This window comes from Eubacteriaceae bacterium Marseille-Q4139 (assembly GCA_018223415.1).
In the GTDB taxonomy this organism is placed as follows: Bacteria; Bacillota; Clostridia; order Lachnospirales; family Lachnospiraceae; genus CABSIM01.
The window spans coordinates 1,731,425-1,746,395 of sequence record JAGTTQ010000001.1; the positions used below are offsets into that span (position 1 = coordinate 1,731,425).

Below are 14,971 nucleotides of genomic sequence, written 5' to 3' on the forward strand. Positions count from 1 at the left end.
ACAATCTCCCATCCTTCCTTAAGCCTGCGGGACGCAGAATGCCGGGCGGATTCCGATGCTGCCGTCACTGACAGACTCCGGCCCGATCCATCCCTTTTCCAGATCCACCGCATATGCAAATGCTCCGTCCGTAAATGCCCCGCTTCCGTCCGACAAAAAAGCAGGGCTCCTCAGCCAGTATCCGCGGCTGTACGGGCTGATTTCCGCTTCCGGGCCATCTCCAAGAGGGCCAAAATCCCACAAAAATTCCCGGTACGCCTCCGCTTCCTCCACGGACAGCAAAAACATCGAATCCGCCATTTCCTGATAGGGAAGCTCATACCGAAGAAGCTCCGATACATCCATATCCGAGAATCCGCCCTCTTCTGTCTTTCCGAAAAAGGCAGAGTTCACCCCGATATACGTTTTGCGGATGCCGAACCCATTTTCACTTCCATTTTCCGACAGCCACCTGCGGACTGCCGATTTCTTATAATTATTGGTATCTCCAAAGGTCGTAATTATCTTTTGGGAATCCGTACTGTCAATATCCGAACGGATGACAGACGTGCACAGAAACAGTGCAGATTTTTGATGGTTAGAACTGCTGTCCTTATAATCGCCGTCGATGCAGCGAAACAGGTATGGCTTTCCGCCGATTCTCTGGATCTGGAAATCCCCGGTTTCCCAGAATGCCTTTTCCGCTTCCTCACCGGTCACGGGCACATCGAGCACAAGGGCCGGCCAGATGCCGTCCTCCTTTTTCCACTGGCCATGTCCGACGGGCTTTCCGTCCTGGTCTGCCAGAAAGACGTCCCGGCAGGCATCATGGATAGAAATCTGATTCGCAAAATCCATGGTAAGCCAAATCCTTGCCTCTTCCTCTCCCCAGTCACCGGAGAGCCCCGGGGAAACGCTGGCGGTGCTCACATACAGCATACCGCCCCCATAATCCTCATCGGCGCAGCAAAACGTCAGCGGTACCGCTCCCTCCTTTCCCTCATACAGGATCCGGATTTCATCCCCGGCCTTCTGTTCCACGCACCGTCCATGGCAGGCGTCGCAGAGGGAATCCCCGTCCGTATCTGCATGGCCGTTTGCCGGAAGCGCCGCCGTAAATTTCGCACCGCAGCGCCCGCAAGCGATCCTGGCTTTTCCCATCGTCAGGCAGGCCGGTTCCTCCAAAACTTCTCCCGTCCACACATGGCTGCATGACGTTTCTTCCGCCTTCCTTTCAAAGCCGATCCGGCAGCGTACATAGCGGTGTCCGTCCCTTTCATACTCTTCCATGACTGTGTTGGAAATGTTCTGCACATCAGGAAACATCTGGGCGATCACCAGGCTGTCCGGCACATAGTCTTCTCCCGTCACAAATACCTCAGTTCTCCCTTCCGGACCTGAGTCGGAAACCAGTTCCATGAGAAGCCTCCGGTTTTCTTCCCTGCTCCTTACCAGATAGCCGTTTTCTGCCTGTACCGGAATTTCTCCCAGGAACGCGCACCACGCCGCGCACAAAAATACAGCCATCCTTTTCCATTTTTTCCTCTTTCTCGTCGCCGTCCCCTCCTTTCTGAACGCATGAAAAAGGGTACAAAAAACAAACCTCCGGGAACTGCATCGTTTTTCCCGTGTCCGCATTCGTAATGTATGGCTGAGCGCCTTTTCTCCTTTGTTGTCAGTCCAGTTTGGATTCTCCGGCAGAAACGCCGTCAGAACTGTCATTACAGAAGAACTTCTGTAAGAATAAATCCACTATAACACAATCCGACAGGATTGTCCAGAGTGGAAATAAAATCCGGCATTTTTCCTGTGCGGGGAGCCATGAAAATCTTTCCAATGGCGAATGGACATGGTACAATGACCTCAGAAGCGGACATTCTGCCTGCACATACCGGTTTTTCGCGCCCGCCGCAAGAACCCGGGCGCTAAGTTCCGCCGGAGGGCATAAAAGTTAAGGAGGAACAGGATATGGATATTTTAAAACAGTGCCAAACATGGAACGAAAATCACGAATACCAGAAGATCCTTGACGCGCTGGAAGCAATCCCTGCCAAAGAGCGCACGCCGGAAATGGACAGCGAACTGGCCCGCGCCTACAACAATCTGGCAGATCCATGTAAGCCGGAGGGCGTCCACATGCTCAAACGGGCCATTGCGCTTTTAAAGCCCCACGAGGAAGCCTTTGTGGATGACCATTTCTGGAACTTCCGCATGGGCTATGCCTACTTTTATCTGGATCAGGAAGGACGGGCACTGCCCTATTTCCGCAGAGCGCTGAAGGCCCGCCCCGGCGATCAGGATACCCAGGAACTGATTGAACAATGCGAAGCGTGCATTGCCCTGCCTCAGTTCAGGAGAAGCTTTCGGGAGCGGACAGAGGCAGCATGGAAGGCATTTTCCGAGAAAGAGGACAGGCTGCGCCAGATCATGAATGAGGACAAAAACCATGAGCGGGGCGAAGAGCTGATCGAACAATGCGAACACATCCTGAATCTGGCCTTTGACGACATCTCCTACGAAATCGGATATAACGGGGAAAAGTATGAATTGATCCTCACGCCGGAGGGGGATAAGGTCAAGCTGTTTGAGCTTGTCTATTTCCGGAAACATGCTCCCAAACAGGTGCTGGAACACTGGAACATTCTGGTTGGCCGCCAGCCGAATCCTGGTATCGGCCTGCGTACCGAAGACGGCTGGGAAATTTTCGGGGACGATGTGCAGGCCTGGCTGGATAAACAGGGCGAAAAGAGCTTTGCTCTCTCTGCCTTCTGTGAAAAACTGCTGCCCCTGCTCCCTGAAAAGGAAGGGAAGGTCTGGTGGATGCTCACCACGCTCACCGATCAGATTCTGGGGGAAATCCCCCACATGCAATATATTGACAGTTTTGATGTTCTGGAGACACCCAGGGAAGAACCGGCCATCCTCATGTCCAAACTGCCGGATAAGCTAAAGGAACTTGGCTTAAATCTCTCTGCTGACCCGGAAAGCTGTCTTGAAACCTACATCGGCTATAAAATGAAGCCCAATGAAGATCCGGACGATGACTGGCGGCTGGATACCATCGCAGGCTCCACCTGCTGTACGGCGCTCGTCAACGGCTATTTAAACGCCGACAACGACTGGATGGACGCTCTCCACGCGGACGGCGCGGCGGCGGGATTTCTCATTTATCCGCTGGATACCCTGCGTGAGGAAAAAGGCAGCCAGAAGATCTTCGACTTCCGCGACAAGCTGGAGGAAGCGCTTGCTGCCGGGGACGGGCCGGAGGTGCTCACCCTCACCGGCGGAGCCACCGGCATCTTCTGCGGCTATGTGGACTTCATCGCCTGGGATCTCCAGGCAGCGCTCCATATGGCCGGGGAATTCTTTGCAAACAGCGATATCCCCTGGGCAAGCTTCCATACCTTCCGGCGGGAGGCGGCCTCCGTGCGGCTAAAGAACCCGGCGGACGGCGGCCTGGAGCATGAAGATATTTACAGCCCGGAGGCCGATGAGGAAGAAGAATCCCAGCACGACCCTACGGGCGCCTTCGGCGGCTTTGTCCTACTGTCCAAAGGGGAATGGGACAAGGAACAGTTCATCCGGGACATGAAGGAAAAGTGGGACATTTCTGTGTCAGAGGACGAGGGCAAACGAGACGACTCGGCGGTGTTTGATGTGGGCGGCATGATTGCTGCCGTCAGCCTGATGCCCTACCCCATCCCCGACGGCGAGGCCGAGGCCAACGCAGAAAACAACTATCTGTGGCCGGATGCAGTAAAAGCGGCCAGGGAGCACAGCGCCCATTTGATGGTGGCGGTATTAGGCAAAGAGGAGAATGTCCTGGAGCGCGGCAAGCTCTATGCAAAGCTGATGGCCGCCTGCTGCCGTCAGAAATACACTTCCGGCGTTTACACCAGCGGCGTCGTGTTTGAACCCCGGTTCTACGAGGGCTTTGCCGACATGATGCAAAACGGCGAGCTTCCCATTTTCAACTGGATCTGGTTCGGCCTGTACCGGGATGAAAACGGCATGAACGCCTACACCTACGGCATGGATGTGTTCGGCAAGGACGAGATGGAGGTGCTTGGCGCCGACGCCGAACCGGGCGAGCTGCGTAACTTTCTGGCAAGCCTCGTGTCCTATGTGCTGGAGAGCGGCGTGGAACTTCACGACGGGGAAACCATCGGCTTCTCCGAGAACGATAAACACGCCATCACGCGCAGCGAAGGCGTTTCTCTTCCCGAGGATCAGATGACGCTTAAGATTTCTTATGAACCCATAGAGAGCGATTCTGAGGAAGAAGACAGCACGGCGATGGACGATGCAGCCTATCACCTGGAATCGATCCAGGAGAAACAGCTTCCGGTGGATGAGATTTCGGCCTATAACCACATGGCCATTTACCTGCGCTGGTGCATGGAGCATGACCTGATGGGAGAAAGGTTCCTGGCGGAACATGGCGAAGCCATAAAGCAGGTCAAAGAAAACCCGGCCAGCCTGGATCTGCGGGATTTTATCCGGAAGGAGCTGTACGGCTGTCTGTTCTCTGCCCTGTTCAATCGGAAGGGACAGGCTTTTGCCGAATACTATTATGGAGAAAATGACTCTCCCTACTACCCCAGTGACATTGATGACTATGCCCTGGCATACTTTGGCCCGGAGCGGTACCATTCGGATGAGTTCCGTCAGGAGGCGTACCTGTTCATCCCCTTTGACGAGAACTACTATCAGGCCATGGCGAAGGTGATAGAGGGACGCTTTGCCAACTGGCAGGGCCAGCATTTCGATGAGGAAACCATGGAGCCCTCCGAGCTGTCGCAGGCTGTGATGAAGTATCTGGACTGTGAATGCACCTACTTCCCTTCTATGAAGGACGACGATCCCATCATATCGGCGTACCGATACGCCCGGCGCCTTGGTGTGCGGGAGGGCTTTGTTCCCGTACTGGTGAAGGCCGACGAAACTCTGTGGGAGTGCCTGGTGATGAATTCTGATCCGGACAGCGACGGCGATGACGGCTATGGTTTCAATCCGGAGAAAGTGGCGGAGTACAGAAAAAACATGCTTTCTGCTCCCGTCATGGACGGAAAGGCAGTCCTTGAAAAACTGACCGGCGAACGCAGGGCCGAAGCCGAGGATGACGAGATGGACTGGGAGGAAGAAATCCTCGGTGAGATGGAAGGCGGTTATCAGAACTGCCGTTTTTCTGGCATCTGGGATTCTGATACGGACATGACGTATCCCCTCATTCTGGCAAAAATTCCGGTCAGACATCCATGGGAGATCTTTGCGTATCTGCCGTTCGGGAGTTGGAATGAATGCCCTGATACCCCGGAGCTGATGGCGGCAGCAAAATACTGGTTCGAGCAATACGGCGCTGTGCCTGCTGTCATGACCCATGATGAGCTGGAATTTGACCTTCCGGCTCCCATTTCCGGAGAAAAGGCCATGGAAGCAGCCACAGAACAGTACGGCTTCTGCCCGGATGTCATTGACCAGGGGGCAGAAGATGCCACGGTCGGCGCCCTGGCGGATGTGCTGCGGCAGTCTTTTGTCTGGTACTTCTGGTGGGACTGATGGGATTCATGAAACTGTGATGGGCCGGGGCTGTCCCTGCGGACAGGGAAAGAAGATGGCCACCGGAATAGAAAGGAGAACTCTCCATGAACAAAGAAGAAGAATTGACTCAGACTGGTTTTGACGCCATTTCCCATGCCATGCAGGGGCTATACCCCGGACAGGAGGGGCTTTACTATGGCACCATCATCCCTGCTTTCCTCGGCGGGGACGATCCGCTGGACGGTGTGGAGGTGTGGAAAAGCGAGCACTGCGCGCCCCACTGGCACTATGTCACCTATGGATTTACGGAATTATATGAAAAAGAATGTGATAATCCGGATGAAAGCGGCTACGGATTTGAGCTGACTTTCCGGATGAAACGCGGAGATGAGGAACAGCCGCCTGCCTGGCCCATCAGCCTGTTGCAGAATCTGGCCCGCTATGTGTTCTCCAGCGGAAATGTTTTCGGCTCCGGCCACCACATGAACGCGAATGGGCCCATCGCCCTGGAAACAGATACCCGGCTCACTGCCCTCGGCTTCCGCGTGGATCCGGAACTGGGCGAACTGGATACACCTAACGGTCATGTTGTATTTTTGCAGGTGGTAGGGCTGACGGCGGATGAAATGGATGCCATGATGTGCTGGGATGGAGAAAAATTCCTGTCTGCAATGGAAAAACAGATCCCCCTGTGCATCACCGACTTGTCCCGTACTTCCATGATGGAAAATTCCGCTTTTTGCGCTGTCTGGCAGGAGGGGATGGAGCGGGACGGCTCTTCCACAGGCTTTCTCTATATGGATGAACTCGGGTTCCAGACGGAAAGCGGCCATTCCATTCTCCGCCTGGGCGCGGGACACGGTGAAACTCTGGCCCGTATGCTGCGGGCCAGGGTCAGAAAAGGCCGGAACCTGTTTTTGCAGGGCAGCAGTCAGGCTGTCCTGTTCCGTCCAGGGGAAGCGGCCGCTGTGTGTGAGGAAGATGGCATGCCAGTTCTGACCCTGACGGCAGGCGTTCTGGAGGAACTTTGCGCTGCACTCCAGCCACGGGCGGGGAGATATCCGCTGACCGTGTTTCCCATGACTGTGGAACTTATTCCAACCAGAATCGCCGACCGGGACGGGAATGTGATAAAGGTGATTGAGTGAGGTGATGTTGTTTCTGCAATAAAAAAGCCGAAAGCCTCTGAAAATTAGAGGGTTTCGGCGTATTTTCTGGCGTTCCCGAGCGGATTCGAACCGCTGGCCTTCCGCTTAGGAGGCGGACGCTCTATCCTGCTGAGCTACGGAAACTTACATCATTATTTTGCAGATGTCATAAAACACCTGCGTACATTATCTTAACAAACCCAGGCCGGAAAGTCAAGCAGAAGACAACATTTTATAGCGGAAATTACTCTCGCTCATCCAGACCGGGCAGAGTAAGATTTCCCCTCCCCGATCATCGCACACAAACATTCCGTCCAGTCGTGCTTTCTGTTTTTGCGCCAGGCAAGCATGATGCCGCCCGCCTGGCCTGTTCACAAAATACGGGAAGATAACGCATCCCCTGCCTTATCTTCCCGCGTTTTTTGCAGCATTCCAAACGGTTCTGCCGCCTCTAAATTCTTTCAATTTCCTCGAAATTCAGCCTGCCCTGCATCCAGATCTGCCCCTTAAACCGCCTTCCGACTGCCGGTTCACCCAGCAGATCCTTGCTGTTGATACAGACAGAAAACAGAAGATCGTTGCATTCCAAATGAAGCTGATATATTTCTTCTTTTGTATATATATTCCTGGTTTTCTGAAATTCTTTAATTTCTCCAATAATGGAATACTGGTCACATTCAATCCCGCATGGCATGAAGCAGGAATCAATGATCGAATACAGATCTTCCTTCATGGCCCGCCGCGAAATTTTGGAATACAGATCAATATCCTCAATCGTCAGCGTCTCCATGGCATCTTCATCGCCATTTCTCGCCGCCTCGATCAGGCTGTTCCTGTCCCTCGCCGCCACCTTGGATCTCTGAATCTGCTTCTGTGTCTTCTTAATCGGAAGCAGGATTTTTCCTGACACCGAAAGACCCGCAAGATTTACCGACCGAACCCGGAATGCAGCGTCACGCTTCATATGCCGCTCTCTGTATTCCAAAAAGTTCTGCACATAAAAGATCAAAGAGATTCCTATGTTATTTTCATCCACCATTCCGGCATATGTCTCCCGCTCTGCATGACGCTGAACGGAACATTCTGCCTTTGAGCTTTCCGTATCACTTTGGAGATACGGAAAATAGAATTCCCGCTCGAACTCTCCTTTCTCATTGATCTCACCAACGATGGAAAGCCCGATTCCAGGCGCCACTTCGGAACGGATTTCACAGACATTCGTATCCCTGTCTATCTGGATGGTTTTCTCGACAGATGCCTTCGTCTCCAGCATATCCAGCAGCTTTTCAATGTCTTTTTTCTTTTGATACATGCTGAAGCCAGCAGTACGCAAAAATTTATGCATCAATATTCTCCTTTGATATTCTCGTCCTCTTCCGCAGCAAAATCCGCTTCATCCTCTCCATAATCTCTGGACGGACGTCTCGATTCTGCCGCCAACTCCGCCTCCCTCTGCCTTCTTCTCAGCTCTTTCATACGTTCACTCTTCTTCCGCTCGCTGTTCGGAATTTCAATGGACTGCTCACCGGAACCAGACTTCTCTTTTCCCTCTCCGGCCTGACGCACATTGCTGCTTAACCGCTCTGAAAGCGTCGGACGCTTGACATATCCAAGTGCCTGCTCAAGAGCCTCCTGCTCTTCTCCGCCAAGAAGCACCTCGGTAGCGCCCTCTTCAACCTCCTTCAGGTAAAGATAGCAGCCCTCGCGGCTATGCACGGCATCCAGGATAAAGCCTGAATTATTGTCATCCAGCATGGCAATCACAAAGCTTAAATTTCCTCCCATCCCCTTAAATGCATTGTATTTCACAAAACCGAATTTCTGGAAGGACGACTTCACCTGCTTGGAAAGCTGCTTCATCATGTCCTTGCTTCCGCGGTCTTTCACATTCAGCTCATTTAACTCCTCTAAAATAGAGATAATCGCGTCCTCCAGCGTTTCCGCATCCTTTCCTCTCATGAAAAGGTCATACCGCCGGTACAGCTTATTCATCTTAACAATGCATATTATCACAACTACCAAAAGAACCAGTGACAGCACCGAAAATCCGGCGATGATAATCAGAGGGTCAATCGGCAGATTATTTAACATACTGTTTTCCATCCGTCTTCCTTCATCCTTCCTTTCCTAAATCACAAGAAGGGTTCCAACATAAATTTTTCATCAGGAATGCAGCGATTCCATCAATTCGATCAACCGCTCCAGCTCTTCCTGCGAGTAATATTCGATTTCAATTCGTCCCTTATTCTTATCTTTTCTGTTGATAATGACCTTCGTTCCCATAATGGATTTCAGCCGTTCCTCCAGCTCTTTGTAAATCAGGCTGATATCAGGGCCTGTTTTTCTTTTCGGATTGTCAGCTTCTATCCTATTTAACGATTTTACAAGCCTCTCCACGTCACGGACGCTTAAATTTTCCTGGACAATCTTCTGCGCCGCCGCAAACTGCTTTTCCCCATCCTCAAGGGCAAGAAGCGCCCTTGCATGCCCGTTTGACAGCGTTCCGTCAATTAACATCTGCTGGACGCGCGGATCCAGCTTCAAAAGGCGCATGCTGTTGGTGATTGTCGCACGATTCTTGGAAACGCGGCTGGCAATCTCCTCCTGTGTCAGATGGAATTCTTCTGTCAGCCTCTGATATGCCAGCGCCTCCTCAATGGGATTCAGATCCGTGCGTTGGACATTCTCAATCAGCGCAATTTCCATGGTCTGCTGTCTGTCATACTCCCGAATCAAGACCGGAACCTCCGAAATGCCGGCAAGCTTTGCCGCACGCCATCTTCTCTCACCAGCCACGATCTCGTAATGGTCATCCTTTTTCTGAACCAGAAGAGGCTGAAGGACTCCATATTTCTTAATGGAATCTGCAAGCTCATTCAGTTCTTCCTCGTCAAAATTTTTCCGCGGCTGTGTACGGTTCGGCTCAATCAAAGACAGTTTAAGCTTCTGTTCTACCGGTTTTTCCACGATTTTTTCAACAATTTTTGTCTGAACCGCCTTCTCTGGCGTCTTTTTTTTGTTTTCTTTTGCGGATTCCTTTTTTACTTCTTCCGGAATATCTGCACTTTTCTTCTGTTCTGCATCTTCACCGAAAAATGCCCCCAGGCCTTTTCCCAATCCTCTTTTTGCCATTACAATTCTTCTCCTCTGCTGATTACCTCGGCGGCCAAAAGCCGATAGCTTTCTGCTCCCGACGACCGGCTGTCATACTGATTGATCGGCATACCATAGCTTGGTGCCTCTGCCAGCCTCACGTTTCTCGGAATAATTGTCTTATAGATATTCTGATTCAGATGTTCCTTTACATTTTCCACGACTTCCAGAGATAAGTTTGTTCTGGAATCATACATGGTAAATACAACACCTTCAATCTCCAAATGCGGATTCATCTTCTTCTGCACCAAAGCGACCGTCTTTAAAACCTGGCTTAAGCCCTCCAGTGCATAATACTCACACTGAATCGGAACAATCACCGTATCTGCCGCTGTCAATGCATTGATCGTCAGAAGATTGATGGAAGGCGGACAGTCTATGATAATGAAATCATACTTGTCTTCCACCTTTTCCAAATAGTCTTTCAGAATGGATTCCTTATTCTGGATATCCAATAATTCAATCTCGGCACCTGACAGATCCATGTCGGAAGGCATGACATCCAGCCTTTCCTGCACACTCTGAAAAATACATTCCTCCAGCTTGCACTCTCCCATCAGGAGCTCATACACCGTGTTGTCCAAATTTCCCTTTTCTAGTCCAAGACCGCTTGTCGTGTTCCCCTGCGGATCAAAATCAACAGCCAAAACTCTCTGTCCCGCTTCGGCCAGACAGGCGGACAAATTTATTGCTGTTGTCGTTTTTCCAACTCCACCTTTTTGATTCGTAATTGCAATAATGCGTCCCATAGGCTTACTGATTCCTTTCTAAAGCTGTGGCTGATCTTTGATATGGAAAGTCATGGAATAGTATATCACAAAACCTTATATTTTCCTATGCCCTAATGCAGAGAAAAATAAAAATGTTTCACGTGAAACATTACGCAAACTACACAAGGAAGGATTCTCCCGGGCAATAGTTGGGATCGTTTATAATCTGGAAACTTTTCTGGCTGATTTCTACCTCTATTTTTGCCATTTTTTCTATTTTCTAATGCTGGATCATAAATATCATGATTTTCCTCTCGATGAAAATTTATAAATAGTATTCACCTCACTTTCCACTGACTCTTCTGGATACAGCTTCACACAAAATGATTCTGCATCGTGTAAAAACATTTCATCTCTACAAACACAATCTCGCACTTGGCCACAGGACAGCGTTTCTAATGCGAGAACACTGATTGTCCTTTCCTTCTTCCTATATAAACTTTGAAAAACACATTTATCAATAGCATACCAATCCCATTTATCATGGCTGTTAATAAAAGTTTGCTCTGCTATTTCATATAGATAAAAAATAGTATTATACTTTTCAGCGATGCAACGAGCAAAACGCCAGAAACCAGCATAAATACTTGAGTTTTAGGTAGATACAACTGCAAGTTCAAACTTCCTTAAGAGTCTTTTGACGCTTTTTTGCCACCCTAACTCAATAAGGCGATATGAAACAATACGGGCAGATATAAGAAAAACCATACTATGTGAGGGCGAAAGCACTCGCTGCTTTCGCTCTCTTGGCTGTCATATAAGCAGGGGCAGACACGTTTGCGGGCGGCGGACGAAGCCCATTTATCTCGACTGTTGACGACTGGGCTCCGTTACTTCATATATCGTATATAATGAGGAAATATATTGAAAAATCAATGTATAATTGCTATGCTGTAAACATACAAAGCGAAAACTTGTAATTTTGCTAAAAGGTGAATATTGTTATGTTAGAAGTAGTATTTAGTGATAGTGCCGCAGGAAATATGGCGGTGGCGATTGGACATAAGGGATATTTAGGCTGTGCCACCAGTGTAATTATCTCTAACAATGATGGTACAGTTTCGCAAGAAGAAATCGAAAAATTTCAGCGTAAAGCAGAAGAACGAGAGCGTTTCGGTTGGGAGAACGCCGTTCCATTAGAAGGAAATCGGAAGAACATCATCAATCTTTCACTGGCCTTGTCGGTAGGCAATATTTCAGAGGCAGTAATTGGTTTGGAACGAGAGGCAGCATTATCTCTGCTGATGAGCATCCACCCTAGTATGGCATCTGACGTTGTGGCCGAAATCCTCGACACATCTCGCAAGAGTTATGCCACACTACTGGAAGAGGTTCAGAATGGAGAGCCAATTCGTGTGTGGGTAGGACGAGAACCAGATGATGTGTGTGGTCTGTATTGGCTGATGGAGCAATTACGACCTATCGGGTTTGAAAAGTTGGATGTTACCCTCGTGGAACTTCCGTCGTGGGAAGCAAGACAAGACGGGTGTATTGTCCAGTATAACGGATGGGGCGAAATTGAACCTTATCACATGGAGCGGATGGCATTACTGGGAAAGAAGCTGCCGACAAATTACCTACGCAGTTTGGCGAATCGTTGGAAAGAGCTTCAGCAGGAAAATTCTTTCCTTCGTGCTGTTGTAAATGGCAAACTGGTCAGCGTACCGGAAACACAGTATGATGCATTTATACTTCGAGAGTTGGATGCTCTGGAGGATGAATTTAATGAAGGTTTCCTTGTCGGACGGGTTCTTGGAAAATATCAATTAGGAATCGGTGATGGGTGGATTGCTTTGCGTATTGAACAATTCATCAAAGATGGACTTTTAGTTCCAATTACAACGCCATCACCCAACGCTCCTATTTATCATCGCTTTTTGAAGAAGATAAAGAGATAGACGAATTTCAGTTTGGTATGGGTTTGGGATATTCCCAACAAGTAAAGTAAAAATCCATCTTATTGTCGCAGACGGAAATGAGTGATTTTTACGGAAAGGGTATCCCTTTCCTATGCTTGATACGGAACTTTTCATAGAGGAATGGAAGGGAAAGGAAAGCAGTATTCTCTTTGAAGTGTTACGCAGTTAAAGCGCAGTTTTGAAAAAAAGGGTATAAACCCTTACCCTATCACTTTTAGTGCCTGTAATGCCTTTCTTGCAAGGCTTATTGAGCCTCTAATGCGTAGCATAGAGGGCAGAAAATATCATCTTCTGTATTTGCTTTTCATTTTTGTATTTTACGCTTTTTTGCCGCCCGCGCTTACAAAACGAATTTATGTGGAGATACGGGAAAGCCCTTATAAATCAAGAATTTTTCCTCATTTCTATAAACACTTGCAAGAAGTTATAAGACGATTTCCCTCTATAAAATCAATAAAAAATGTCTTTATAAAAACTTATAGATAGTGCTATAATATTTAGCATAAAATGCCAACTTTTCATTTATCATGGAGACTAACAATGATTTCGAGAATAAAAAAAGCATTTGTTGTCATCGGCAAAGAGGGTTCAACATTAGACGGTGAAGGCTTTATTCAGAAATTATGGGATGATGCAAACAGTCATTTTAGTGAAATAGCACATCTGGCAAAGAAAGACGCAAACGGAAATCTTGTGGGCATATGGGGAACTATGTCTGACATGTCCCACTCATTTAAACCATGGGAAGATGGATTTCGCAAAGGATTGTATCTGGCAGGAGTAGAATGTGTTGATGATGCAGAAGCACCTGACGGATGGACAAAATGGACCATACCTGGTTATGAGTACCTGGTTGCTGAAAACTATAATGGAGTGTTTGAAGATACCATTAGACAAATGAACGAAGAAGGGATTTCTCTTGCCGGAGCAGTTCACGATTTTACCGATCCTGCAACGGGAAAGGGATACATGTATTTTCCTATTAGAAAGATTTCATAAAGTTACGTTTATGCAAGAGTTTAGGATCTTGCAAACTAAAACACCAGCTATAAGGGATACAAAATTTCCGTCAATCACTCACACTGTCTTATGAAAACAAATTTCTATGCCCCAGGAAAACAACACAAACCGTAAAATAAACTTAAAGTCCTCAGCATTATTGTCCTTAATAGCTTATATATCGCTGCCTTATCTATTTGAACCACAAAAACAACACACAAAGCATATTAAAAAATAGTAGAACGATCCTGTTTGTTACGCCAGTGCGGAAAAACCGCATAGATACTATGTTTTTGGACTTCTAGCAATTGATAATTGGCGGCTCCAAAGTACTATTGCCGCCCCAACTCAATAAGGCAATATAAAACGATACGGACAAATATAAAGGAACAAGTACACACAAATAATGAATGAATAGAGAAGTTCATATATTAGTGCTATAATCTGAGCAGACAAATTAACGAAGACAATGTTACAGGGAGAATACAATATGAAAATTACAATAGAAGAGTTACAGGAATACTTATATGACCATTATAAAAATGGTGGTATTGACCAAAGTATGTTTATGAAACTCGTAGAAGAAATTGGCGAAGTAGCTGAAGTCTTAAACAAAAAAGCAGGAAGGAAGTCTGCTGGTGAGGAAGATTTGCACACACAATTAGGTAACGAATTAGCCGATGTGATACATTATGCTCTGGCAATAGCTGCATTAAATGGGATTGATATGAATGATATTATCATCAGCAAAGATAAAGCAGCTTCTATAAAATATAACCATAAAACAAATTTAGAACAGTTTGTTAAAGATAAGCGGAACCCAAATTGCAACCAATAATATCTTGTTTTCGCAAAAATTTCTTATATTATCGAAACAAAAACGAGTGGTTTTTATGGAATGAGTTCCCCTTCTTATGCTTACTATGGAGCTTTTTGAGGAGAAAAGTAGAAACACACTTACTTCCCCCATCAGTTTTAGTACCTGTAATGCCTTTCCTGTAAGGATTATGAAACCTCAATGGATAATATAATGGGTAGAAAATATCATCTTCTGATTTTTGATTTTCACTTTGATATTTGACGTTTTTTGCTGCCCGCGCTTACAAAAAGAATTTATGCGGGGTTATGACAGATTATAAAGAGAAACGGCAAAAACCTTGAAACCAAAGGCTTTTTTACCATTCCTGTAAACACTCAGAAGAAGTTATCCGACGATTTCCGCCTATAAAATCAACAAAAAAAGTACCTGTTTTTCTCATGGCTTCACATTTCTTTTTATAATTCCAGCAAAATTGGTTTTTGTCCAAATGTAATTGCACAAAAGTCCCATTGCCAACACAAACATCCAATCTTTTTGGATTATTTTTGTAGGAGAATAAAGGAGAATAACTCTACCTTACATTTCAATCGCATTTCTTTCATTCATCTCTCTTCACCCATTTTCTCAATAACTCTCCCACCC

10 protein-coding genes and 1 tRNA gene are annotated in these 14,971 nt (G+C 47.7%); 5 read left to right on the top strand and 6 right to left on the bottom strand.

The window, feature by feature from the left end; genetic code table 11:
• Positions 1–18: 18 nt before the first annotated feature.
• The gene (locus KE531_08300) at positions 19–1,506 is read right to left on the bottom strand and encodes a hypothetical protein (GenBank protein ID MBR9953619.1); all 1,488 of its coding nucleotides are present in this window, start codon (positions 1,504–1,506) and stop codon (positions 19–21) included.
• 441 nt (positions 1,507–1,947) lie between these two features.
• On the opposite strand from KE531_08300, the gene KE531_08305 reads away from it, so the two are divergent.
• A complete protein-coding gene (locus KE531_08305; protein MBR9953620.1) occupies positions 1,948–5,538 on the top strand; it encodes a DUF4253 domain-containing protein in 3,591 nt (1,196 codons plus the stop codon).
• A gap of 86 nt (positions 5,539–5,624) precedes the next feature.
• Entirely contained in the window at positions 5,625–6,668 is a 1,044-nt protein-coding gene (locus KE531_08310; protein MBR9953621.1) for a suppressor of fused domain protein, read from the top strand.
• 67 nt (positions 6,669–6,735) lie between these two features.
• Here the strand turns inward: KE531_08310 and KE531_08315 are convergent.
• From KE531_08315 to KE531_08335, 5 genes are all read right to left on the bottom strand, one after another.
• Positions 6,736–6,812 (bottom strand) — tRNA-Arg (locus tag KE531_08315).
• A 307-nt stretch (positions 6,813–7,119) separates the two neighbouring features.
• Positions 7,120–8,013: a DUF3881 family protein gene (locus tag KE531_08320; GenBank protein MBR9953622.1), complete on the bottom strand. Its 894-nt coding sequence runs from the start codon at positions 8,011–8,013 to the stop codon at positions 7,120–7,122.
• On the bottom strand, positions 8,013–8,771 hold the full coding sequence (locus KE531_08325) for a DUF4446 family protein (protein ID MBR9953623.1): 759 nt from the start codon (positions 8,769–8,771) through the stop codon (positions 8,013–8,015). Before KE531_08325 ends, KE531_08320 begins: the two co-directional genes overlap by 1 nt.
• A 60-nt stretch (positions 8,772–8,831) precedes the next feature.
• Positions 8,832–9,800, bottom strand: coding sequence for a ParB/RepB/Spo0J family partition protein (locus tag KE531_08330; protein ID MBR9953624.1), 969 nt, complete (start codon positions 9,798–9,800; stop codon positions 8,832–8,834).
• Positions 9,800–10,570 (bottom strand): ParA family protein, encoded by a 771-nt coding sequence (locus tag KE531_08335; GenBank protein ID MBR9953625.1) that lies wholly within the window; start codon positions 10,568–10,570, stop codon positions 9,800–9,802. The genes KE531_08330 and KE531_08335 overlap by 1 nt, the downstream gene beginning before the upstream one ends.
• A 965-nt stretch (positions 10,571–11,535) precedes the next feature.
• Between KE531_08335 and KE531_08340 the strand changes: the two genes are divergently transcribed.
• The 3 genes from KE531_08340 (at position 11,536) to KE531_08350 (ending at position 14,347) form a co-directional block, all read left to right on the top strand.
• Positions 11,536–12,489 carry a DUF1835 domain-containing protein gene (locus tag KE531_08340; GenBank protein MBR9953626.1) on the top strand — a complete coding sequence of 318 codons (954 nt, stop codon included), beginning with the start codon at positions 11,536–11,538 and terminating at the stop codon, positions 12,487–12,489.
• Between the two features lie 561 nt (positions 12,490–13,050).
• Positions 13,051–13,509, top strand: coding sequence for an effector binding domain-containing protein (locus KE531_08345; protein MBR9953627.1), 459 nt, complete (start codon positions 13,051–13,053; stop codon positions 13,507–13,509).
• A 490-nt stretch (positions 13,510–13,999) separates the two neighbouring features.
• Complete coding sequence (locus KE531_08350) at positions 14,000–14,347, top strand: nucleotide pyrophosphohydrolase (GenBank protein MBR9953628.1); 348 nt, start codon at positions 14,000–14,002, stop codon at positions 14,345–14,347.
• Positions 14,348–14,971: the final 624 nt, after the last annotated feature.

What these genes read in the sequence shown, in the direction of transcription:
- KE531_08300 (MBR9953619.1), bottom strand. Translation starts at nt 1,506, where the DNA reads ATGGCTGTATTTTTGTGCGCGGCGTGGTGCGCGTTCCTGGGAGAAATT.
- KE531_08345 (MBR9953627.1), top strand. Translation starts at nt 13,051, where the DNA reads ATGATTTCGAGAATAAAAAAAGCATTTGTTGTCATCGGCAAAGAGGGT.
- KE531_08350 (MBR9953628.1), top strand. Translation starts at nt 14,000, where the DNA reads ATGAAAATTACAATAGAAGAGTTACAGGAATACTTATATGACCATTAT.
- KE531_08340 (MBR9953626.1), top strand. Translation starts at nt 11,536, where the DNA reads ATGTTAGAAGTAGTATTTAGTGATAGTGCCGCAGGAAATATGGCGGTG.
- KE531_08330 (MBR9953624.1), bottom strand. Translation starts at nt 9,800, where the DNA reads ATGGCAAAAAGAGGATTGGGAAAAGGCCTGGGGGCATTTTTCGGTGAA.
- KE531_08325 (MBR9953623.1), bottom strand. Translation starts at nt 8,771, where the DNA reads ATGGAAAACAGTATGTTAAATAATCTGCCGATTGACCCTCTGATTATC.
- KE531_08305 (MBR9953620.1), top strand. Translation starts at nt 1,948, where the DNA reads ATGGATATTTTAAAACAGTGCCAAACATGGAACGAAAATCACGAATAC.
- KE531_08320 (MBR9953622.1), bottom strand. Translation starts at nt 8,013, where the DNA reads ATGCATAAATTTTTGCGTACTGCTGGCTTCAGCATGTATCAAAAGAAA.
- KE531_08335 (MBR9953625.1), bottom strand. Translation starts at nt 10,570, where the DNA reads ATGGGACGCATTATTGCAATTACGAATCAAAAAGGTGGAGTTGGAAAA.
- KE531_08310 (MBR9953621.1), top strand. Translation starts at nt 5,625, where the DNA reads ATGAACAAAGAAGAAGAATTGACTCAGACTGGTTTTGACGCCATTTCC.